We start from the raw sequence: 20727 nt of genomic DNA on the forward strand, positions 1-20727 counted from the left end.
GGTGACGCCTGGGATGCGAGGTGCTCCGAGTCAATGCGGACTCAGGAGGAATCCGGCGTCGGCCCAATTGGCCAGGTCTTGATGATGGCCGTCTCCCGCGTCCATAGCCACGAGGGTGATCGTCTTCGAGTGCTCGGGGATGTCCACTTGAAACCGCCATGCGAGCGATTGCATGCGCATTACTGGACTGGCGGCCCGTTCCACGTGATCGATGAAAACCTTGAAGATGACACTCGGGTAACGGGCCAGGTTCGAGCCATGGCTTTGCTGAACAAGGTTCTCGTCCACACCGGCCACCGCGACGAACTGCTTGTAACCGGGCTTGAGTTCGAACGTCATGGCGCAGGGGGCGTGAACCCCCAAGCCTTGCTCGTAGGTGCGCCGGTTGAGTTTGAGAGGAAGTCCGATGTTGGATTTGTTTTTTTGGGGCGCTTGGAAATGGCCCGAGTAACGGACGGTGCCGCCGTAAGTGTGGCCGAAACCGACGTTGCGGACCGGGGTCAGGTCCGTGAGCGGGGCTTCGGGGCGTGGGGGCGTGGGCGGGAGTTTGTAGAAAACGCCTTGCGATTCGCGGGCGACGAGGAGGTCTTTCCGAAAGGCCGCGGCGCGAAAAGAAGCCGTGTTCGTGATGAGGATGGGCTGCCGATAGAGCAGGGAACCGGGGTTGGGTTCAGTGCCATCGAGGGTGTAACGAATCTCGGCCCCTGCCTGGAATGGGGTCGTCAAGGTGACCACAACCTCCTTTTCAAAGAGATGGGGACGCGCATGCGTTCCCCATGGAGTGACACGAACGGGATCGAGAGGTGTTGCTGGGTTCCATCTCCCGAGCCGGGTGAGCTCCGCCTGGAGGTCAATGGTGGAGGCGAGGTGCTTTTCGAAATGCTCAACCACCTGCTCGGTGTTGAGGTCCGGCGTGAACTGGCGCGCAGGATTGTATCCGGGATGCGCGTCGGTCATGTCGCGGGCGAGGATGCATTGAAGTCCGGCAGATTTCATGGCTCGCAGCCCCATCGGTTTGCCGAGCAGACACACCTGCGTGTGGAAGCCCACGTAGATCAGGTGGGTTAATCCTCTTTGCTGGCAAAGGGCGTAAACCTCCGCCTGCGTGTCGGGCATCCAGTCCGTGTCGGCGATGCTCAGTCCCGGATGCATGCCGTCCCAGCCGTAATTGCCGCCGCAACGTTCGGTGCCGCAGGCGCACCCGCCGGCGTCGGGCGCGGGCGGGCAGGAAATCTCCACCACTTTGGGCACGCGGACGCGCGGCAATGCGAACACGGCCTCCCGCTGCGGGTATCCGGCGTAGTTTTCCACCACGTCGCTGGGACACAACATCACCGTCATGCCGAGTGCCCGCGCTTCCTGAAGGGCGTGGTTGATGCGAGGGACGAAGGCGTCCACTCTCATGGTGGCGGTTTTGCACCAGTGGAAATTCCAGACATCGACGGCGATGACGCCGACTCGTTGCGGATCGATTCGTTCGGTGCGGTGGAGGAGGGCGCCGGATACGGGGTCGCGAGATTGCAGTTCGAATGGGATTTCGGCGGCTTGCAAGGAGCCTAGCGCGGCGAGGGCGAGTCCGAGCGCAAGCCGGGCGAAACCCAGCGAAGGACGTTGTGGTTCGAACGGGAGCAGCGAGGGACCGCTTGCGTTCAGGAACGTTTGGGACATGGGGTTGGCAGGAGGGCGAACGCCGGGCTTCATGCGGGAGTCAGGAGGAAGGGGCATGGGGGGATTTTCCTGGAAGTTGGGCGCGGTTGAAGCCTTTTTTTGAGAGCCTTGGCAGGGACGGTGGATGGAACTAGAATGAGATGGCATGCATGAACAGGGCCAAGCGGATGACGGGAAATCGCAGGATCGCTGCCTTGTGAGGGTGGTTGCCGATGTGCTGGAAGAGGAGCCTGCATTGGAAGCGGTGAGCGTGGATCGCAGGCACGAGGCGGTTTCCATCGCAACCCTGGGCCAGGTCGATGACGAGGCCCTCAAGAGGAAGATCCAGGAGAAATTGAGCGAACTGGGGGAGCACTCGGAGGCGTGCGGGTTGTTGGATTCGAGCCGGGGTTGCGAGGACTGCGCGGTCCGGCCCACGCCCGCGATTTTGAATCGGATCGAAGTGCGGCATGATGGGTGCTCGACCACGGTGTCGCGGAAAACATGCCCGACGGCGCCGCGTTTTTGGAAATGGCACCGGCTGCCGTGGCCCCGTTTCAAGCAGCGCCTTTTCGAGCCCTTTCGGGACGTGGAAGAGGAGGGGATGGAGGAGGAGGAGTGGAGGAAACAACTTTGGGCGGCGGCGGTTTGTGGGGGGGCGGGTTTGTTGGGAGCCTTGGGAACGGGCAGCTCCGTTGGAGTCCTGGCTTATGGTGTGGCTTATGTGGCCGGTGGATGGTCTGCAGTGGGTGAGGCTTTGGAGCGCTGGCGGGAACGGTCGATTGATGTCCATTTCTTGATGCTGGCGGTGGCCTTGGGCAGCGCCGCCATTGGGGCGTGGGGGGAGGGAGCGACGTTGCTCTTTTTGTTCAGCCTTTCGGGGGCTTTGGAGCATTATGCGATGGGCCGGACCCGGAGGGAGATTCGATCTTTGTTTCGAGCGGCGCCGAAAAGGGCTGTCGTGGTGGATTCGAGCGGTTCGGAAAGCGAGCATCTTGTCTCCGGCCTTCGTCCTGGCATGACCGTGCGGGTGAGGGCGGGGGGACTTTTTCCGGCGGACGGGAGAGTGGTGGCGGGAGTCACTTCGGTTGACGAGTCGACGCTGACGGGAGAATCCGTGCCGGTGAGCAAGAATCGGGGCGACCTTGTTTTTGCGGGGACCTTGAATCTGATGGGGATGGTCGATGTGGCGTTGGAACGGGGTCCGAGTGAAAGCGCTCTTGAGCGAATCATTCGATTGATTCAGGAGGCCCAAAAACGAAAAGCGCCGACCCAGCGGTTCGCAGAGGCCTTCAGCGGCGTTTACACGTGGGTGGCCTTGGGATTGGCGGGCGGCATGTTCTTCGTGTGGTGGCTGGGGATGGGAAAACCCGCCTTTGCGGGGGGGGAACAGAGCGCTTTTTACCGGACCATGGCCTTGTTGGTGGTGGCGTCCCCGTGCGCGCTGGTTCTCTCCATTCCCTCCGCCGTGCTGGCCGCGATTGCGGGTGCGGCTCGACGGGGCATTCTCTTCAGGGGGGGGGCGGCCGTGGAGAAACTTGCGGAAATTCAACTCGTGGCGCTGGACAAGACAGGCACCTTGACGACCGGAGAGTTGTCGGTGGAGAAGGTGGAGTTGATGGAGGGAGATGTGACCTCGGAACGCATTCTGAGGACGGCCTTTGACGTGGACACGACGTCGAGCCATCCGCTGGCGAGGGCGATCGTCAGACATGGCAGGCGTCAAGGCTGGGAACCCGTCGCGTTTGAAGAGTCCGAATCTGTGCCGGGCTGCGGGATGCGTGCCCGGCGGGGGAGCGAGTGGTATTGGACGGGGTCGAAATCCTGGGTGCTGCGGGAAACGAAGCGGGCGGGGGAGCGGTGGGCGGCGCCGAGTCCGTGGGGCCGGACGGAGGTGTGGGTGGCGGGGCCCGGCTTCCTGGGGCGGTTGGAACTTCGGGACGAAGTGCGCGGTTCATCGAAGGGAGTGGTGGAGTCCTTGCGAAACCGAGGATTGCGCACCGTGGTTTTGACGGGAGATCGGGCGGAGGCGGCGGAGATGTTGCGCAGCCAAGTGGCGGTGGATGAAGTGCGGGCGGCGCTTTCGCCTGAGCAGAAGGTCGAGTCCATTCGCCAGTGGCGGGAGAAGGGCATCAAGGTTGCGATGGTGGGAGATGGAGTCAACGATGCTCCGAGTCTGGCCTCCGCGCACGTGGGTGTGGCGATGGGGGCGCGAGGCTCGGACGCGGCTTTGGAGCAGGCGGACCTTGTGTTGATGCACGATCGGTTGGAGGCCTTTGTCGAAGCGCATGCATTGAGTAAACGGGCGCGGCGGATTATCCGGCAGAATGTGGTGGTTTCAATGGGAACCGTCTTGGTGCTGGCAGGATTCGCGGTGGCGGGCTCGATTCCGCTGACTTTGGGAGTGGTGGGTCACGAAGGCAGCACGGTGTTGGTGGTTTTGAACAGTCTGCGGCTCTTGTTTCATCGGGACTGAGGCGACGAGAAAGCTCCCAAGGTCTGAACACTCCTTAATCCTCACGACCAACTGGATGGTGAAGTTACTCACCATTCCGCACCCCGACCCGGCGGAGATTTATCGCTAAAAACGGCAATTGAATGGCTTCTCACGGAGCCACAAAGGCACGGAGATGGGGAAGCCCGCTTGAACCGGTAACCGCGTGAGTGAGACGGGCTTCGGACACCCTTTCTCCGTGCCTCCGTCAGAGCCATCCGACCTCCCGGTGTGACCCGGCAGAGTGTCATTCATGGGCAGGCCGTTCGCGCAACACGGTCATCACACCGTTTTTCCTCTCGCCCCGCGAGGCACGAGTGGGGAGAGAGGGGAATTCTCAGCCAACCCTTCTCCTCGGTCCTCTCCCCGCTCATGCTTCGCAGGGAGAGGAAGAAGTTCTTTGGGGACCGAGATCTCGAATCCTATCCCGAGATCACGATGGTGCCCATCGCGCCGCGTTACGGGTTGGGTGCGAGGATCTTGCTTTTCCTCACGCAAAGGCCGCGAAGGACGCAAAGAGAACGTCGAGGGGACAATCCTTTGGGGACAGCGATCTCGAGGAAGATCCCAATCTTGCCCCAACTCCCTCTTCGCTGTCTTCATGAACTTCGATGATTCCGTCGATGGTTTGAAGCCGGCATGAAGCCGTGACCTTCGGAGCGCGCCGTTCACGGCGCCTCATCGTGGACAGCTTGACGACGTGGTTGGGCCGAGGAGACTGGAGCAGGGGGGAAGTTCGCTAGTGACAGGGGGCAGAGTTCTCAGATCTCAGGTTCGATTCTTCGTGGCGGGCGTGCTGTACGACTCGTCACTGAGCTGCGAAGTTCGGGGTCGAGCGGGAACACCAACGGCGTTCTGTCCTTCAGCCCGGAGTTGGCCCGCGCATGCGGGGCTACCCCGGGGAACAAGGCCCCCACCAGTGCCAACCCCAACGGGGTTTCGCTAAGCTTGGAAAGTTGCCTCGGGGCCTCCGATTCGCATGCTGCAACCCCGTTGGGGTTGGATTTCACACACGCAGGTGGCCCGGGGTAGGTCCGCGGGGACGCGGCCCAACCCCGGGCTGAAGGACGGAATCCCGTTGGGATTCGAGACAACCCAGCCGACCGCGATGCATGCTCCTGCGAAGGCTTGCATCGAGCGCGGAGATTCGGCGCTCGGCGGTTTTCGGAGACGTTATTTAGGGACAGAGATCTTGGGTTATCTGACGAGTGGCGCTGTCGTCCGGTTGCGAGGCTGGGAGTTTGTCAGGGTGAGCCTGAGGGAGCTCGTTCAAGGAGCGCGCGTCTTTGGCGTCTTCCTTCGACCGGCCGCAGCCCGTTGAAAAACCTGGATTCCTCCGACCTGTCCGCGTGCTGGGGCTGGTTTCCGACACAGCCGCGCTCCCCAAAATGAGACTTCCCCGAACTTTTTCATGCGGGTTGCGCCGATGAAGCTCAGCACGTGGCACTGCGTGATTATCAAGGGTGGCGATTTGAGGTTCATGGGCAGAATGATTGCTTGAAACGGCGTCGCGGTTGCTCTCGGCAAGGCGGTCGTGTATCTTCCGGTTCCCGATCATTGCGGGGAAGCAACATTGAATTGACGATGAGTTCTGAAATGACACAGCTGGATGAGGGCGCGAATTCCGATGCGGCGGAGAATGAGCCCGGAAACCTTTCCACCACCGCAGCGGGCACGGCACCGTCCGCGGATCCTGCCGCGGCTGCCCGTGAGGAGATTGAGGCGCTCAAAGCCAAGGCCCAGGAAAACTGGGACCGTTACTTGCGGCAGGTAGCCGAGCTCGACAATTACAAGAAACGCGCCGCCCGGGAGCGACTGGACGCCCTTCGCTATGCGAATGAGGCGTTACTGGAGAAGCTGATCCCGGTGCTGGACAACTTTGAGATGGCCGTGTCGGCCGCGAATCAAGCGCCATCGGACTCCGTGGACTCGCTCCGGTCCGGCATCAGCATGATTCTAAGTCAACTCAAGGGCGTCATGACGGAAAGCGGACTGGAGGAGGTTCCGGCCGTGGTGGGGGGGGCGTTTGATCCGAACCTGCATGAGGCGGTTTCGCAGCAGGATTCCGACGAGGTGGACGAAGGCCGTATACTCGCGGCGATCCGGCGAGGTTACAAGCTCAAGGATCGTTTGTTGAGACCGGCGACGGTGGTGGTGGCGCGCAAACCGGCCTCCTGATCCCATGGCCAAACGAGATTATTACGAGATCCTCGGAGTCGAGAAGGGCGCCAACGAAGAGGAGATCAAAAAGGCTTATCGAAAGCAGGCCCTCAAATTCCATCCCGACAAGAATCCCGGGAACAAGGAGGCCGAGGAGAAGTTCAAGGAACTGGGCGAGGCCTATGAAGTGTTAAGCGACGCTCAGAAGCGGGCCGCCTATGACCGGCACGGGCACGCGGCGTTTGACGCCAGGACGCGAGCCGGGGCTGGGGCGGGGCGTGCCGGCGGCGGCTTTCACGATCCTTTTGAGGTGTTTCGCGAGGTGTTCGGGTCGGGAGGCGGCAGTATTTTCGATAGTTTCTTTGGTGATCGGCAGGAGGCCGGCGGTTCACATCGGGGCTCGGATTTGCGCTACGATCTCGAGATTTCCTTCGAGGAGGCCATCCTGGGCTGCGAGAAAGAGATTTCGGTGACCAAACCGGATGCGTGTGACGAATGCCAGGGTTCGGGCGCGGAGTCCGGGTCAGGACTCAAGACATGTACTCATTGCGGCGGGCGGGGACAGGTCATCAGTTCGCGAGGCATTTTCAGCATTGCGCAGACGTGTCCGCGCTGCGAAGGGGCGGGGCGGCGCGCCGAAAAACTCTGCCGGAAGTGCAACGGGGCGGGTCGGCGCGAGCGGACCACCAAGATCAAACTGAAGATTCCGGCTGGAGTGGATACGGGCGCGCGGCTGCGGTCCTCCGGCAATGGGGAAGGGGGCACCCAGGGCGGTCCTTCGGGCGATCTCTATGTTGTCTTGCATGTTCGGCCCCATGAAATCTTCCAGCGGGACGGGGACGATTTGATTTGCGAGGTCCCGATCAGCTTCGTGCAAGCCGCGCTGGGGGCGGAAGTCGAGGTGCCCACGATGTCGGGCCACGCGATGATCAAGATTCCAGCCGGCACGCAGGTGGGCACGGTGTTCCGGCTGAAAGGACGCGGGGCGCGCAACGTTCAGGGCTACGGGGTCGGTGATCTGCACATCAAGATATCCGTGGAAGTGCCGAGTACCCTGAACGCCACGCAAAGGCAGAAACTGAAAGAGTTCGCCGACAGCTGCGATTCCAGCGTCAATCCCTTGAGCCGCTCATTCTTCGAGAAGGCAAAGCGGTTTTTTCGGGGCGACACCCCTTAGCGGATCCCATTCCTCATGAGACGTTTTTACCTGCCGCCCTCGCAATGTACGGGCCCGGTGTGGAATTTGTCGGAATCCGATGCCCGGCATGCCGTGCAGGTGCTGCGGACAACGGCCGGCGAGCCGGTGGTGATTCTGGATGGCGCCGGCGGGGAGTGGCGGTGTGAAGTGATCGAGTGCGGACGCAAGCATGTTCGACTGAAGCCGGGCGCTCAGACCCGGCACAAGCCTCTGCCGGCCAGGGTCACGCTGGTGCAGGCGATCACGAAGGGGAAATCGATGGATTGGATCGTCCAGAAGGCGACCGAGCTGGGCGTGTCAAGAATCGTGCCGGTGCTGTCCGACCGCTCGGTTCCGTCGCTGGATGATGAGGCCGCAGAGGACAAGGTTGAGAAGTGGATGCAAATCGCCATCGAGTCCATCAAGCAATGCGGTTCGCCCTGGCTGCCCACGATTGAGCCGCCCCGGAGCGTGCAAGCGATCTTGCAGCACCGTGAACGTTTCGAGTGTGCGCTCGTGGCCTCGCTGGCGCCGGAAGCGCGGCATCCGCGGACGGTTTTCGACGCTTTTCGGCGTGAACGGGGACGAGGTCCGATTTCGGTGGCGGTTTGGGTGGGGCCGGAGGGGGATTTCACGCCGGCGGAGCTCGCGGACATTGGTTCGGCGGGATTCACGCCGATCACTCTGGGGCCGCTCGTATTGAGGAGTGAGACGGCGGCGGCCTATTGCCTGTCGATCATTTCCTACGAGACGGGAGGCAGCCCGGGAGCCGGTTAAGGAATTCGTGACCGAGTCCTCACGGAGGCTACAGTGTCGGTTCGGCCGGCTTGACGAGGATGCTTAATTCGACGCGGAACTGCACGAGGCCCTCCTCGTCGGGGCTGGGGATTCCGTAGGCGGCAGGTTCGATTTCGAGGTGGCGGAGCCTCAACAACGGATGGTCATTTTCGAAGGCGGCGAGAAAATGGCCGAATTGGGCATAATCGGCTCGGCCGGTGACGGAGAGGGTGGCGGATTCGTAGGGAACTTTGGGAAGGACGGAGGAAGGTTCCATCCGCGGGGGATCGATTTGACTGAATTCGATCCCGTGGGAATCGCGGTATTTTTCCACTTCACGGACCATCCAGAAATAGACGTCGCCGGTGGCCATGTGGGATTCGTTGGTGTAATTGTCCGTGGTGATCTGTTCCAGGAGCATTCGGTTGGTTTCCATGCTCATCGCCATGGTGCGGATGGATTCGCGCTTGGCGAGTACGTCGGAGAACGTGGACTCCAGTTGGCGGATGGTGGCTTGCTGAGGCTTGATGGCTCCGTAGTAAATGGCGGCTACAACAATGCCGGTCGCCAATAGGATCAGCCGAAGCTGTTGCAGACGGGACTGTGGTTTATTAATCATCCCGGACCACTTTCTCCTGGAACGAGCATTCGATGGTGAACGGGATGAAAACGCGGTCCGGATCAAAAGGATCGACGCGGGGCGGCAAGCGATCCTTCAGCCGGATGCCGCCCGCCCGTTTGAGCTTTTCTCTGAAGTAGGCATTGGTGGCGATGGTTTGCACAAACGTCTCCGCGGCGGGCGGGGTGGTATAATCCTTGGCGGAAATCGTCAACGTGGTGGTGAGCGTGGCGATCGCCGCGATGCCGGGGACGACGTTTCCCAGCTTGTTGGTGCGAGTGAGCACTCCCGGGATCAGATGGGTGTATTCATCCATCTTGATCTTGGTGACGTGGATATCGTCCACCATGCAAAAGCGCAACGCGTCGAGGGGGTCTGCCCAGAGGAATCGTTCGGTCATTTGGCGATGCAGTTGGCCGACCATGCGGTTTTGGCTCGTGAACGCGTTGTAAAGCGTCCGGGATTCGACCTCCTTTTTTGGAGCGCTTCGAGTTGGGCGCGGGCGCCGCTCAATTGGACGCGCAAGGCACCCTGCTTCACGAGCAGAACTCCGGCCCAGGCGGCCGTGGCGACGACGATCATGGTGGCCGCTTTGGAGAGCCAACGGATGGGATCGCGCCGTTTTTGAGCCTTGAGTTGCCTTGCTTCGGCGAGGAAATCGAGTTCAAAACCCCCTTCTTCAAAACCCTGCAAACCGATCCCCACGGCCATCGTGAGTTGGGGGAAATCGACTTTGAGTTCCGAGGCCTTCGCCCCGGTCAGGGCATGCTGCAGCGATTGGGTGGCATTCCACACTTCGCAAGGAACGCCGAGCCCAGCTTCGAGCATGCCGACGAGGAACCTGGATTTGGAGGTGCCACCCGCGAAGTAGATTTTCGAAACGGCGGAACCGTGGGTTTCTTCGAAGAAATCGAGGGCGCTTCGGAGCTCCTTGGCGAGCGATTCGATCACGCTGTGGAGCTTCTTCTCCACTTTTTCGGGCATGGTTAACTTGACCGCCTCCGCCGCGGCATATTCCACGTTCATGGCTTCCGCCAGGTTGGCGGTGATCGTGTCGCCACCACTGTGAGCCACCCGGGTCAAGACGGGGACGCCGCCGATCAAGATGCTCAACGAAGTGTGCTTGAATCCGATATCCACCACCGCGGCGGTCTATCCAGGAAGCACGCCCGAGAGGGTGGTGGCGGCGGCATTCACCAGAGCCCCTTGGGTGCAGGTGATGACACGGGCCTTGAGACGGAGCGCTTTCAGCGTGGACTTGAGAATCGCGATATGCTGCGCGGGAGCCCCCATGGCGAAGACGATTTCCCGATTCGATCCGCGGGATGTTTTGGCCAGGGTGATGGTGGCGGTATCTCCCGCCGCCTCGAAGCTCTGCCCGGATTCCGCGGGGGAGGGGACGGGTCTGTCCGCAACCGGCGGACTGACGGGGCAGCAATCGAAATCATAATCGGCGAGCTCCATTTGGAAGAACGCCTTGGGGTTGCGGCGAAGCAGGATTCGCTGTTCGCTGAGGGGCGCCTTGGGAATGCCCACGTTCCGCAGCACACACTCTCCCATGTTGAGGGCGACAGCGACCTCCTTAAGCTGGGCGGAGAGCCGCGAAAGGATCGAGCGAAAATGAGCGGTCAACACCTCCTGGGTGAAGCCTTTTTCGGGGATCGGCGATAGTTCTGAGGCGTAATCGAGCAGCGCGATGGAGGACTCTGTTTTTTTTCAAAGAGTACGGCAACGGTGTTGCGCTCCCCCAGGGTGATCGCCATCAATTGCTTGGGAAATTCACGTCCGCCAAACATCAGGCCCCCTGGTCTAACCTGTTCCAAAACGGAACTCAAGGAACACCGCAACCCTGAGTGAACCTGAACGGAGCCTCAGAACGCCATGCCCGGGGTGGAACGAGGATCAGTTCTGGGGCGGTGGACGAGGCGGATGGCGGTGATGGGAAAGGTCGTTTCCGCCAGCCGAAGCGGCGCTGAACCGCGGATGAATCCAAGATTTCACCAACCGCGGCCTTGCCCAATCGACGGAACGTGGCTTATGCGTAGGGCAGGATGTTGAGGCGACGCGCATGAACCTGGCTGAATTACTCGTGCAACGCGGGATGGTGTCCCCTGAGAAAATGGCGGATGCCACGGCGCTCCACACCGCGGAGGGGCTGCGCCTCGACCTTGCTTTGCTCCAGCTGGGCCATGTCACCGAGCTTCAGTTGCTCGAATTGCTGGCGGAACAGTTCCATTTGCCCCTGGTGGAACTTGAAGGCGTGGTGATCGACCCCGAAGTGATCCGCGCGGTTTCCTCCAAAATCGTTTTTCGCAAACGCATTGTGCCCGTTTCGCGCGTGAACAGCACCCTCCGCGTGGTGACGTCCGACGCTCTCGACCTCTCGGCGCTGGATGACGTGAGGTTGATGACGGGCCTGACCATCGAACCCGCCCTGGCGCCGCGGGAAGCGATCGAAAAAGCCATCAAAGCCCATTATGGCCTTGGGGGCGATACCCTCGACGAATTGGTGGGCGAGGATCGCGGCCCGGCCCCCGGCGCCGAGGCGACGGACGATTTGCTCGACATGGCGCAGGAAGCCAGTGTCATCCGGCTCGTCAACGAGATCATCGTGGAAGCGGTCAACGAGCGGGCCAGCGACATTCACATCGAACCTTACGAGACCGAGCTCTCCATCCGCTACCGCATCGACGGGGTGTTGCAGGAGGCGTCGGTGCCGCCCCAGATCCACCGGTTTCAAGCCGCGATCATCAGCCGTGTGAAGATCATGGCCAATATGAACATCGCGGAACGGCGGGTTCCCCAGGATGGACGCATCAAGTTTCAGGTCGGGGGTCGGCAGATCGACGTGCGCGTCAGCGTCATTCCCATGCTCTTTGGGGAAGGCGTGGTCATGCGGTTGTTGGACAAGGCCAACGTGCTTTTCACGCTGCAAGAGATCGGCATGGACGAGGAAACCCACTCGAGGTTCAAAGGACTGGTGGATCGTCCGCACGGCATCATCCTGGTCACGGGTCCGACGGGCAGTGGCAAGACGACGACATTGTATTCGGCGCTGAACGCGATCGTGGGTCCGGATTTGAAAGTGCTGACGGTGGAAGATCCGGTGGAATATCATCTCAAGGGCGTGAATCAGATTCCGGTGGACGCCCCGGTGGGCATGACGTTCGAGCGCGGGTTGCGCGCGATTCTGCGGCATGATCCGGATGTGGTCATGATTGGGGAAATTCGCGATTTGGAGACGGCGCGAGCTGCCACCCAGGCGTCTTTGACGGGCCATCTGGTGCTCTCGACCCTGCACACCAATGATGCCGCGTCGGCTCCGTTGCGGTTGATCGACATGGGGGTGGAGCCCTATTTGGTGGCGAGCACGCTGGCCGGCAGCATGGCCCAGCGGTTGGTGAGAAAGATTTGCGGCAAGTGCCGGGCGACGCTGGCGCCCGGCACGATTCAACTGCCGAAGGATTTCGGGTGGACCCCGGAGGACTCGCTTTATGCCGGGACGGGTTGCGTGGCCTGCCGCAACCAGGGCTATCGGGGGCGGTGCGGCCTGTACGAACTGCTGTTGATGGACGAAGAACTCGGTCGGATGATCATGGAGCGGGCTCCCTTGCCTGACTTGATCGTGGCGGGGCGGAAGACGGGTTTGAGATTATTGCGCGAGGATGGGTGGCTGAAGGTTCGTCGCGGCGTGACCACGGTGGAGGAGGTGCTGAAATGCACGGCCGTCTGATTACCCCAACCGTTCAGCGACCCAGGGCATGACCAAGTTTCGTTACATTGTTCGCGACGAATCCGGCAACAAGCTCGAGGGTTATTTGGAAGCGGAAACGGAGGGAGCGGCGGCCCGCGTCCTGGAGGAGCGCCGGCTTTTCCCGATGATGCTCAGGGCGGAGGGCGTCGGGAAATCGGGGGAGAAGCCCAAACGCAAAGTGCGGTCGCGCGACGTGGGCATCATGTACGGGCAGTTGGCGGACTTGATCGGATCGGGGGTGCCGATGCTGCGCGCCTTGGATTCACTGGCGAGGTCCACGGTATCCGTGTCCCTGCGAGAGATGATTCGGGAAATCCGGCAGGGGGTGTCGGAAGGGAAATCGCTGACCGACTCGATGCGTGAGTATCCGGAGGTTTTTCCGCCTTTGCACACGGCGATGGTGCAGGCCGGGGAGCGCGCGGCGTTTTTGGAGCAGGTTTTGCGGAGTTTGTCGGAGTTCCTGGAGCGGCTCGACGAGCTTCGCAGCAAGGTGATGGGGGCGATGATTTATCCCGTGCTGCTGACCTTGCTGGGGACCACGGTGATGCTGGGGGCGCTGGTCTTCTTTGTGCCCAAGTTTCAGCCTTTGCTGGAGAACGCCAAGAAGCCCCTGCCCACGGAGATTCTTTTTGCCGCGAGCAAAATGGTCAGGGGTTATGGTTATGTGCTGGTGATCTTGGGGGGGGCGGCGGGAGCTGTGGCCTGGACGCAGTTGAGGAGCGAGCGTTCGCGGAGGACGCTCGAGCGGTGGCGCTTGAAGGTGCCGGTGGTCGGGGACGCATTTCGCCTGCTGGCGATCACGAGGTTTTGCCGGATCCTGGGCACGATGCTGACGAACGGCGTTCCGTTGTTGCAGGCTTTGAGAATCAGCAAGGATGCGACCGGTTCTTCGGTGCTGGCCGAGCGCATCGAGGAAGCCACGGAATCGGTGCGGGACGGCAAGCGGCTTTCCGAGCCGCTGGGCACGGGCGGTTTTTTTCCGGAACAGATTCTGGCGATGATCGCGGTGGCGGAGGAATCGAACAAGCTGGACAAAGTCTTGGTGCAGATCGCGGACACGGTGGAGCGCCGAACCAACCGGCAAGTGGACCAGGCGGTGAGGCTGATCGAGCCGGTCATTTTGTGTTTGGTGGCGGCGGGCATTGGTTTCATGGCGCTGGGTTTGCTTTTGCCGATCTTCACGATGGCCAGTTCGCTCGGCTCGAAATAATCCGGAATTTTGTGAATACCTCGCCGCGGAAATGCGTCAGAGTTTTTCGGCGGGCCTCCATGGAAGCGGGGGGGCGAGGGCTGAAAATTTTTCGCGGCCATCGCAATTGAGTCTTGCGACTCGTTGAAAATTCAGGTTAATTATTGAGCTTGGACGGAGCTGATTTTGAATAGACTATGACCTTGCAGAACCAGAGTTGGATGAAGCGGCCGCGGAGCGGCGCGCGCGGGTTTACGCTGATCGAGATCCTTTTGGTGATCGTGATTATTTTGCTCCTGGCGGGCGCGCTGGTGGTCTTCGTGCTGCCGCAACAGGAGGGTGCGGAGAAGAACACGACCAAACTGATGTTGAGTCAGATTTCGAGCGCGCTCGACACCTATCGTTTGAATCTGGGGCATTACCCGACCGAGCAGGAGGGCGGCCTCGACGCTTTGACCAAGAAGCCGACGTTTGAAAACGAGCGGATGGGAGAAAAGTGGCAGGGTCCGTACCTCAAGCCCGGGACGGCATTGGACGATCCATGGGGACATAAGCTACGTTACGAAGTGGTGGATCGGACCGCGGACGCGGGGAAGACCACCTTGCCTTACAAGTTGTATTCGGTCGGCCCGGATGGACAACAGGACACGGAAGATGACGTGAAATTTCAGACTGGCGAAGGCGAGAAAGATGCCGCCGCGCCTGCCGCAAAATAAACCCGGGAATGAACCGCATGGTCCTACGCATGACGACCCCGCACCCATCGCGGATTCGAGGGGGCTTCAGCCTCGTGGAGCTCTTGTTGTCGGTGGTCCTGCTGATGTTGTTGTTGGGGGCGGTCGTTTTCAACTTTTCCACTTTTCAACAGGGTGCCCAGCTTGACGAGGGGGCCATGAGGGTGGAGGCGACGCTCCGGTTCGCCAAGGCGAAGGCCTCGAGTTCCGGCAAGAAAGTGCAGGTTCGTTTCCTCGAGGAGCCGGCCAGCACCCATGCCGCCACTCCTGCCGCCGTGAAGATGGAATTGATGTGGGAGCCGGATCCCCTCGGGGAGCCCGGCCGGTTCGAGAAGCTGCCGGAGAGCCAGGGATTCGTGGAATCGGCGGCGGAACTGGTCCAGATCAAGGCGGTCCGATCGATTTCATCCGGTGAGATGACGGAACGGGCCGGCGGACCCTCGGCAAGCCCCGCGAATGCGACGGAACTTGCCTCTGCTGCGAGTCCGGCGAGAAAGCAGGACGAAGCGCGAGGGGAGGAGAATCGGGTGGAAGAATCCGGGGCCATCCCCATGCCCACGATCGAATTTTTTCCCGACGGATCCAGTGATACGGCCCAGATTACGCTGGCTTCCCTGGATTTGGATGACCAACGGCGGACCGCCATCCGTTTGAATGGCGACACCGGCGAGTTGAGGCGTGTCTCGATGCCTGAGGGGCAAGATTTGGTAAGGTTCCTCTCGGGGGCTGCGGATTTCGACGACACCGGCTTGGGAGAACCATGAGCGGGCTGCTTGGCCATGCGAATCGGTTTTCCAACGGGCCTTCGAAGTAAGCAAAGCCCGGCGAATGAAGCTTGCGGACGGGTGCCGCGGGGTTGGGAGAGGGTGGGACGACAGGCCAGGAATCTTTGCCGGGGGGCGATCCTGCTCGAAGTTGTGTTGGCGTTGGGTCTCTTCGTTGGGGCAGCCGCGTTGCTCGGCGGGGCGCTGAGTGCGGCGTTGGATGGCGTGGAAAGGCAGCGGTTGGATACGCATGCGGCGAATCTTGCGGCGACCGCTCTTTCCGAAGTTCAACTTGGCCTGCGAGGGATTGGGAGCGGATCCGAATCGTCCGCCGTGCTGGAACCGCCCTTTCAACATTGGACCGTGGAAGTTCTCGCCACGCCCATGGAAACCGAACTGGGTGAAACCAGCGGATTGACCCTGGTTGAAGTGGTGGTGAGGCACCCTGATCCGCCGGTGACACATCGGCTGGCTCAAGTCATGAAATTATCCGAGATCCCCCGAGGGGAGACCGTTTTGGATTTACCTTGAAGCAGACCCATCCAAGAGCGGGCGCGGGCTTCACCTTGATCGAGGTGGTGCTGGCCATCGGTATTTCCGTGGGAATCCTCGTCGTCGCGCTCGTATTTTACCAGCAGTCCGCCCAGTTGCGGAATCAATTGTTAGGGGAAACCGAGCGACTGGCCGCCATCCGCCTGGCGATAGATCGCATCACTCAAGATTTGCGGACGGTGGTGGTCTCCGCCGAGCAGGGATTTGTCGGGACAGCCGAGACGGTGCAATTCGCCCGGAGCGCGGCTCTGGACTTGAAATCACTGGGCGAAGCTCGTTCAGGACGCTCTCATGTTCCTGCCAGCGATTTGCGACTGGTCTCCTACCGGCTTTTGTCCACGACCGAAGGAACCAACATGGTCGTGCAGGGCATGGAACGTTTCGAGGAACCCCTGTTGATCGGATCCCGTCAAGCACCGCGGGAGGTTTCGCTCTCTGAAAGCAACTCACCGGGGCAGACCGTGCGTTCGAGAGTGGCGGACACGAACGCGCTTTCGCTGAGCACGAACCAAGCCTGGGGAGAAGGTTTGAATGCTTCGATTCGCTATCTCAAGTTGAGATATTGGAATGGGGCGAGTTGGGTGGAGGAATGGAATAGGGCCACTGCGCCTGCCGGGGTGGAGGTCACTCTGTCCCCGGAGGCGAGAAGGAATGCCGCGGCGCCTGCAGAAATGGAGGAGTCGGATCAGGTGTTTCGGCGTGTGGTCTATTTGCCGGCGGGACGGGCGGGGGCCGCACCCGGGGGAGGTTTCCTGTGATGAGCGTCCGGGTGTCCAATCCTTCGACCCGGGGGAAATCGAACCATGGGTTCGTGCTGATGGTCGTCCTCATCATTGTCATGCTGGCTTCGATGGTGACCTTGAGCCTGGTGTTTCGGATCAAAGCCGAGAGAACGGCCGCGGCGGGAAGCATGGGGGGAGACCAGGCTTGGGCGGCCGCCATGAGCGGCGTGCAGGAGGCCATCAGGCTGGCCGCTGCGACCGGAGGCGACGAGGATCGTTGGATGAACAATCCCGCCGCTTTCCGTCATCGCTTGGTGTTCGATGACGCGTCGGAGCGGTGGTTTTTCACGGTCTATTCAGAGGGGGTCGAGGGCGACGAGGTGCTCCCGCGGTTTGGTTTATCGGACACCGCCTCCAAGCTTGATTTGAACCGGGCCGACGAGGCTGCGCTAATGGCCCTTCCGGGGATGACCCCATCCTTGGCGCAGGGGATTCTGGATTTTTCCGACGCTGATTCTTTTCCCAGGCCGGAGGGTGCCGAGCAGGAGTTTTACGACGCACTGCCCAGGCCATTCTTGATTCACAATCATCCGTTCACGACTCTCGACGAACTTCTCCTCGTCCGGGGGGTGACTCCGGGATGGCTTTACGGAGAAGACATGAACGGGAACGGGCGACTGGAGCCCCATGAGGACGACGGACCGGAGCAGTGGCCTTTCGATAACAAGGACGGGCGATTGGACGCGGGGTTCCGGCACGTCTTGACCCTTTCGAGTTACGAGCCGGATCGCGATGATCAAGGCCGATTGCGAATCAATGTGAATCAGCCGGCGCCGGTTTTGACGGGACCCGAATGGCCGCGGGCCTTGACGAACTTCGTTGCGGCTCTGAGGCGCGGCCAGGTGAAGCTGAGGCATCCGGCTGATCTGTTGGAAGCGCGCATGACGTTGGCCGACGAATCCGGCGCCGGAGTTGAAATGGACTCGGGGGTTGGAATGGCGGAGTTGCCGTTGGTGCTCGACCGGCTTTCCACGACCGACTGGGTCAAGCTGGAAGGGTTGGTCAATATCAATACGGCCTCGCTACTGGTGCTCAAAACAATTCCCGGGATGGACGTTTCACTCGCGGAGACGATCCTTTCCGCTCGGAAGAGTCTGCCTCCTGAAAAGCGGAAGACGATTGCGTGGCTGGTTCAAGAAGGCTTGGTGGATGCCGCCCGATTCAAAGAGCTCGCTCCCCGGTTGACGGCGCGGAGTTATCAATTTGAGTTCCGCGTCGTGGGCTACGGGGTTCCCTCGGGAAGGTTCAAGGTTGCGGAGGTTCGCATCGATTTGGCTCTCGCCCGCCCCGGAGTGGTCAGCGTTCGCGACCTGACCAGGATGGGAATGCCCTTTCCGATTTCGAACTCGATGGAGTCTGAAGCGCCCGCCCCCCGCTTCAGCCGCCACCGCCCCGGGAGGCCGGCCCATGGCTGATCCAGGATCCATGACCCTGGAACCCCGGAAAGGGGCGGCACGAAGCCGGTTCGGTTTCGGCCGCGGGTCGAACGCGATGTCTCGGGGCCCGGCGATCGCGGTGGAGATCGAAGGGCGGCGGCTGTGGATCGCGGAGGCTGCGGTCCGCGGGGGAAGACCGACGATCGTTCGCGTTGCTTGCGCTGAATTGCCGGAGATCCAGGAGGAAAAGGACGACGGTCCCGAAGAGCTGGGTCGGGCGGTGGGCGAGGCCCTGAGGAATCTCAAGTTCCGGCCTGGCGCGGCCGTGATGGCGGTGCCCAGTTCGAAGCAAATTCTGAGAAACCTTTCGGTGCCGCCGTCGCCGAATCTGGGCGAAACGGCGGCCATGGTCCGGTTTCAAGCGGCCAAGGACTTGCCTTTTCCCGCGGAGGAGGTGGCGGTTGATTTCCTGGTGCGCACGGAGGCGGCGGCGATCGGTCCAGGCTCGGCGCCCAATATTTTTGCCGCCGCATTGAAAAAGGAGAGTGTGGCGGCGTCGATCGCGCTGGCTCAGGCCGCTGGGTTTAAGTTGAAGGGCTTGGGATTGCGCGCCGTGGGCGCTGCCGCCTTCTGCCATGCTTGCTGGCCTGGTCGAGGGTCGAAAACGGCGGTGGCCCTGATTACCCTGGGAGCCGAATTCGTGCATACCGATGTGGTGCGTGGAAAGGATTTGCTATTCACCCGCAGCACCAAGCTTCCGGTGGTTGCAAATGACGAAGGGGCAGCCAAGGCGGTATCGATCGAGTGCGTCCGAGCTTTGAGCGGCTTTTCGGGTGCTTCGCTGTCGCGAGGCATCGAGTGCGTTTGGGTGGGGGGAGCGACCGGGTTGGAATCGAGGGTGGCCGCGTTGTTGAAAGATCGTTTGTCCCTCCCGTGCGAGGAGCTGGATCCTGGCGTTTTGTTGGGCTTAACCGGGGAAATGGCGGACGCGGCGAGAGGCGGGGCGGGCGCCTTGGGGCTCGCGTTGGCGGCGGCTGATGCAGACGGGCTTCGAATCGATCTGTTGAATCCCAAGAAACCAGCCCAGCCCAGGGACCTGGGGAGGCTGCGTCTGCTGGCCGGTCTGGCCCTGGCGGCGGGCGCCTTGTTGTTGCTGGTCGCCCTGCGAACCAACATGGTGAAATCGCGCACGGCGATCCTGAAGCAAATCGAGCTGGAAATTGCGGAAGGGGAGAAAAAGCGCCCGATTTACCGGGCCATGAAACAGCAGGCGGCGACGCTGCAGGAATGGAACCGCGGCCGACGCGACTGGCTCGATTTCTACTCGCATCTCACCACCGTGATGCCCTCGAGCGAGGACGTTTATCTCACGTCTCTTGCCGTGAGCGGCTCCTCCAGCATCCGGCTTTCCGTGCAGGCGCGCGGAGGGGAAGTTCTCTCGCGGTTGGAAAAGCAGCTTCGCGCGGCGGGCTACGAAGTGAAGCCGATGGCCATCCAGCCGGGTTCCGACCGGTTTGGCTACGACTTTCGCACGACGGTGGAACTCATCGTGCCGGATCAATTGAAGCTCGACTGGAACAAGCAGAAACCGCCGCCTCGGCTGGCGGATGACGCTTCCTTGGAGCCCGGAGCGATCAAGGGGGTTCGGCCATGAACCGCCGCGAGAAAATCCTGGCCGGCATCGTCGGGGGCATTTTGGCCACGATTCTGGCCGGCTTCGGCGTTCGGGCCATGGTCGTCGCCCCGGCCAAGGCCGTGGACAAGAAGATCGCGGGAGCGCGGGCGCGCTTGGATCAATTGAATCAGGAACGGCGCGCTTATTTTGCGGACGAGGAGAAAGTGAAGGAAGCGGCCCAAAAAATGTTCTCGGATCGCGTGGAGAACACGGCCGCCATCAGCGGGGAAATGATCACCCGTTACATTCTCCAGTGCGGGCTGAAGGAATCGGAGTTTACGCGGCTCCCCGCGGGTCCACGCAAACTGCGCGGCGCCGTGCAGGTAGGATGGCGGGTGCAAGGGGATGGCCCTCATGCCGACGTGGTGGATCTGATTTACAAACTCAAGTCCGCGCCCCAGCTCAGCCGCCTGGACGGTTTGACCCTTGCGCCGGGCGACAAGCCGGGGCTCCTCCGCGTCGGGTTCACTTACTTGACCCTGGTGATGGATCCAACGCCGGCTGTGGAGCCCCTCTCGATGGTGGCCCAAGTGGCTTTGGATGTTCCGGAGCGGCGGGCCTATGACGCGAGCGTGGAGCGTGATTTGTTCCGACCCTACGTCAAGAGACAGGAGCAGCCGGCGCTGGCCGGAATCGAGAATCCACGGACCCCGAAGCCGGTGGGCGGTCCCGAAGGTTTTCGCATCGTTTCACTCTCGGAGTGGCAGGGCGAACCCGAAGTTCACGTGCTCGACGTGAACCAGCACAAAACCTTTCGCTACCGGCCCGGCGATTATCTCGCCGGCGGGACGGTCGTCATGGTCGATTACCGGAGCATGCCGATGCCCGGACGAGAGATCATCCAGTCCGAGAGCCGCGTCATTCTTCGCTTTGGCAAGGAGTATTGGGCCATTGATCGGGGGCAGACGCTGGCGGACAAACGTCCGCTCAAGCCCGACCAATGGCCGCCGGAGCTTTCTAAACTTGCCTCGGCCGAGCCGGCCCCTGAGCCTTGAAGCACTTCATCGCGACTCGCCATCCTCCACTC

The 20727-nt window shown here is 61.4% G+C and carries 18 protein-coding genes; 13 read left to right on the plus strand and 5 right to left on the minus strand.

Features of this window, described 5'->3' with window-relative positions; all coding sequences use genetic code 11:
- Positions 1-30 precede the first annotated feature (30 nt).
- Positions 31-1947: a hypothetical protein gene (locus FJ404_01395; GenBank protein ID MBM3821535.1), complete on the minus strand. Its 1917-nt coding sequence runs from the start codon at positions 1945-1947 to the stop codon at positions 31-33.
- Between FJ404_01395 and FJ404_01400 the strand changes: the two genes are divergently transcribed.
- The 4 genes from FJ404_01400 to FJ404_01415 all read left to right on the plus strand — a co-directional run bounded on the left by FJ404_01400 (position 1814) and on the right by FJ404_01415 (position 8255).
- Complete coding sequence (locus FJ404_01400) at positions 1814-4123, plus strand: heavy metal translocating P-type ATPase (GenBank protein MBM3821536.1); 2310 nt, start codon at positions 1814-1816, stop codon at positions 4121-4123. The genes FJ404_01395 and FJ404_01400 overlap by 134 nt on opposite strands.
- A gap of 1602 nt (positions 4124-5725) precedes the next feature.
- Positions 5726-6319 carry a nucleotide exchange factor GrpE gene (grpE, locus tag FJ404_01405; GenBank protein ID MBM3821537.1) on the plus strand — a complete coding sequence of 198 codons (594 nt, stop codon included), beginning with the start codon at positions 5726-5728 and terminating at the stop codon, positions 6317-6319.
- Positions 6320-6323: 4 nt separating this feature from the next.
- On the plus strand, positions 6324-7478 hold the full coding sequence (gene dnaJ / locus FJ404_01410; protein ID MBM3821538.1) for a molecular chaperone DnaJ: 1155 nt from the start codon (positions 6324-6326) through the stop codon (positions 7476-7478).
- A 15-nt stretch (positions 7479-7493) separates the two neighbouring features.
- Positions 7494-8255 (plus strand): 16S rRNA (uracil(1498)-N(3))-methyltransferase, encoded by a 762-nt coding sequence (locus FJ404_01415; GenBank protein MBM3821539.1) that lies wholly within the window; start codon positions 7494-7496, stop codon positions 8253-8255.
- A 28-nt stretch (positions 8256-8283) separates the two neighbouring features.
- On the opposite strand, the gene FJ404_01420 is transcribed toward FJ404_01415, so the two are convergent.
- The 4 genes from FJ404_01420 to FJ404_01435 are packed head-to-tail and all read right to left on the minus strand — an operon-like array spanning position 8284 to position 10509.
- Complete coding sequence (locus FJ404_01420) at positions 8284-8874, minus strand: hypothetical protein (protein ID MBM3821540.1); 591 nt, start codon at positions 8872-8874, stop codon at positions 8284-8286.
- On the minus strand, positions 8867-9274 hold the full coding sequence (locus FJ404_01425) for a hypothetical protein (GenBank protein MBM3821541.1): 408 nt from the start codon (positions 9272-9274) through the stop codon (positions 8867-8869). The genes FJ404_01420 and FJ404_01425 overlap by 8 nt, the downstream gene beginning before the upstream one ends.
- On the minus strand, positions 9271-10017 hold the full coding sequence (locus FJ404_01430; protein ID MBM3821542.1) for a hypothetical protein: 747 nt from the start codon (positions 10015-10017) through the stop codon (positions 9271-9273). The genes FJ404_01425 and FJ404_01430 overlap by 4 nt, the downstream gene beginning before the upstream one ends.
- A 9-nt stretch (positions 10018-10026) precedes the next feature.
- The gene (locus FJ404_01435; protein ID MBM3821543.1) at positions 10027-10509 is read right to left on the minus strand and encodes a hypothetical protein; all 483 of its coding nucleotides are present in this window, start codon (positions 10507-10509) and stop codon (positions 10027-10029) included.
- 433 nt (positions 10510-10942) lie between these two features.
- Between FJ404_01435 and FJ404_01440 the strand changes: the two genes are divergently transcribed.
- The 9 genes from FJ404_01440 to FJ404_01480 all read left to right on the plus strand — a co-directional run bounded on the left by FJ404_01440 (position 10943) and on the right by FJ404_01480 (position 20695).
- Positions 10943-12607: a type II/IV secretion system protein gene (locus tag FJ404_01440; protein ID MBM3821544.1), complete on the plus strand. Its 1665-nt coding sequence runs from the start codon at positions 10943-10945 to the stop codon at positions 12605-12607.
- A 28-nt stretch (positions 12608-12635) separates the two neighbouring features.
- Positions 12636-13838, plus strand: a complete 1203-nt coding sequence (locus FJ404_01445) for a type II secretion system F family protein (protein MBM3821545.1) — start codon at positions 12636-12638, stop codon at positions 13836-13838.
- A 176-nt stretch (positions 13839-14014) separates the two neighbouring features.
- A complete protein-coding gene (gene gspG / locus FJ404_01450) occupies positions 14015-14533 on the plus strand; it encodes a type II secretion system protein GspG (protein ID MBM3821546.1) in 519 nt (172 codons plus the stop codon).
- Positions 14534-14562: 29 nt separating this feature from the next.
- Positions 14563-15315, plus strand: coding sequence for a hypothetical protein (locus tag FJ404_01455; GenBank protein ID MBM3821547.1), 753 nt, complete (start codon positions 14563-14565; stop codon positions 15313-15315).
- 15 nt (positions 15316-15330) lie between these two features.
- A complete protein-coding gene (locus FJ404_01460) occupies positions 15331-15846 on the plus strand; it encodes a hypothetical protein (protein ID MBM3821548.1) in 516 nt (171 codons plus the stop codon).
- Positions 15843-16625, plus strand: coding sequence for a hypothetical protein (locus tag FJ404_01465; GenBank protein MBM3821549.1), 783 nt, complete (start codon positions 15843-15845; stop codon positions 16623-16625). The genes FJ404_01460 and FJ404_01465 overlap by 4 nt, the downstream gene beginning before the upstream one ends.
- A complete protein-coding gene (locus FJ404_01470; GenBank protein ID MBM3821550.1) occupies positions 16625-18064 on the plus strand; it encodes a hypothetical protein in 1440 nt (479 codons plus the stop codon). The genes FJ404_01465 and FJ404_01470 overlap by 1 nt, the downstream gene beginning before the upstream one ends.
- Positions 18057-19679, plus strand: a complete 1623-nt coding sequence (locus FJ404_01475) for a hypothetical protein (protein ID MBM3821551.1) — start codon at positions 18057-18059, stop codon at positions 19677-19679. The genes FJ404_01470 and FJ404_01475 overlap by 8 nt, the downstream gene beginning before the upstream one ends.
- Positions 19676-20695 carry a hypothetical protein gene (locus tag FJ404_01480; protein ID MBM3821552.1) on the plus strand — a complete coding sequence of 340 codons (1020 nt, stop codon included), beginning with the start codon at positions 19676-19678 and terminating at the stop codon, positions 20693-20695. The genes FJ404_01475 and FJ404_01480 overlap by 4 nt, the downstream gene beginning before the upstream one ends.
- Positions 20696-20727 lie beyond the last annotated feature (32 nt).

Source organism: Verrucomicrobiota bacterium (assembly GCA_016871495.1).
GTDB lineage: Bacteria > Verrucomicrobiota > Verrucomicrobiia > Limisphaerales > VHDF01 > VHDF01.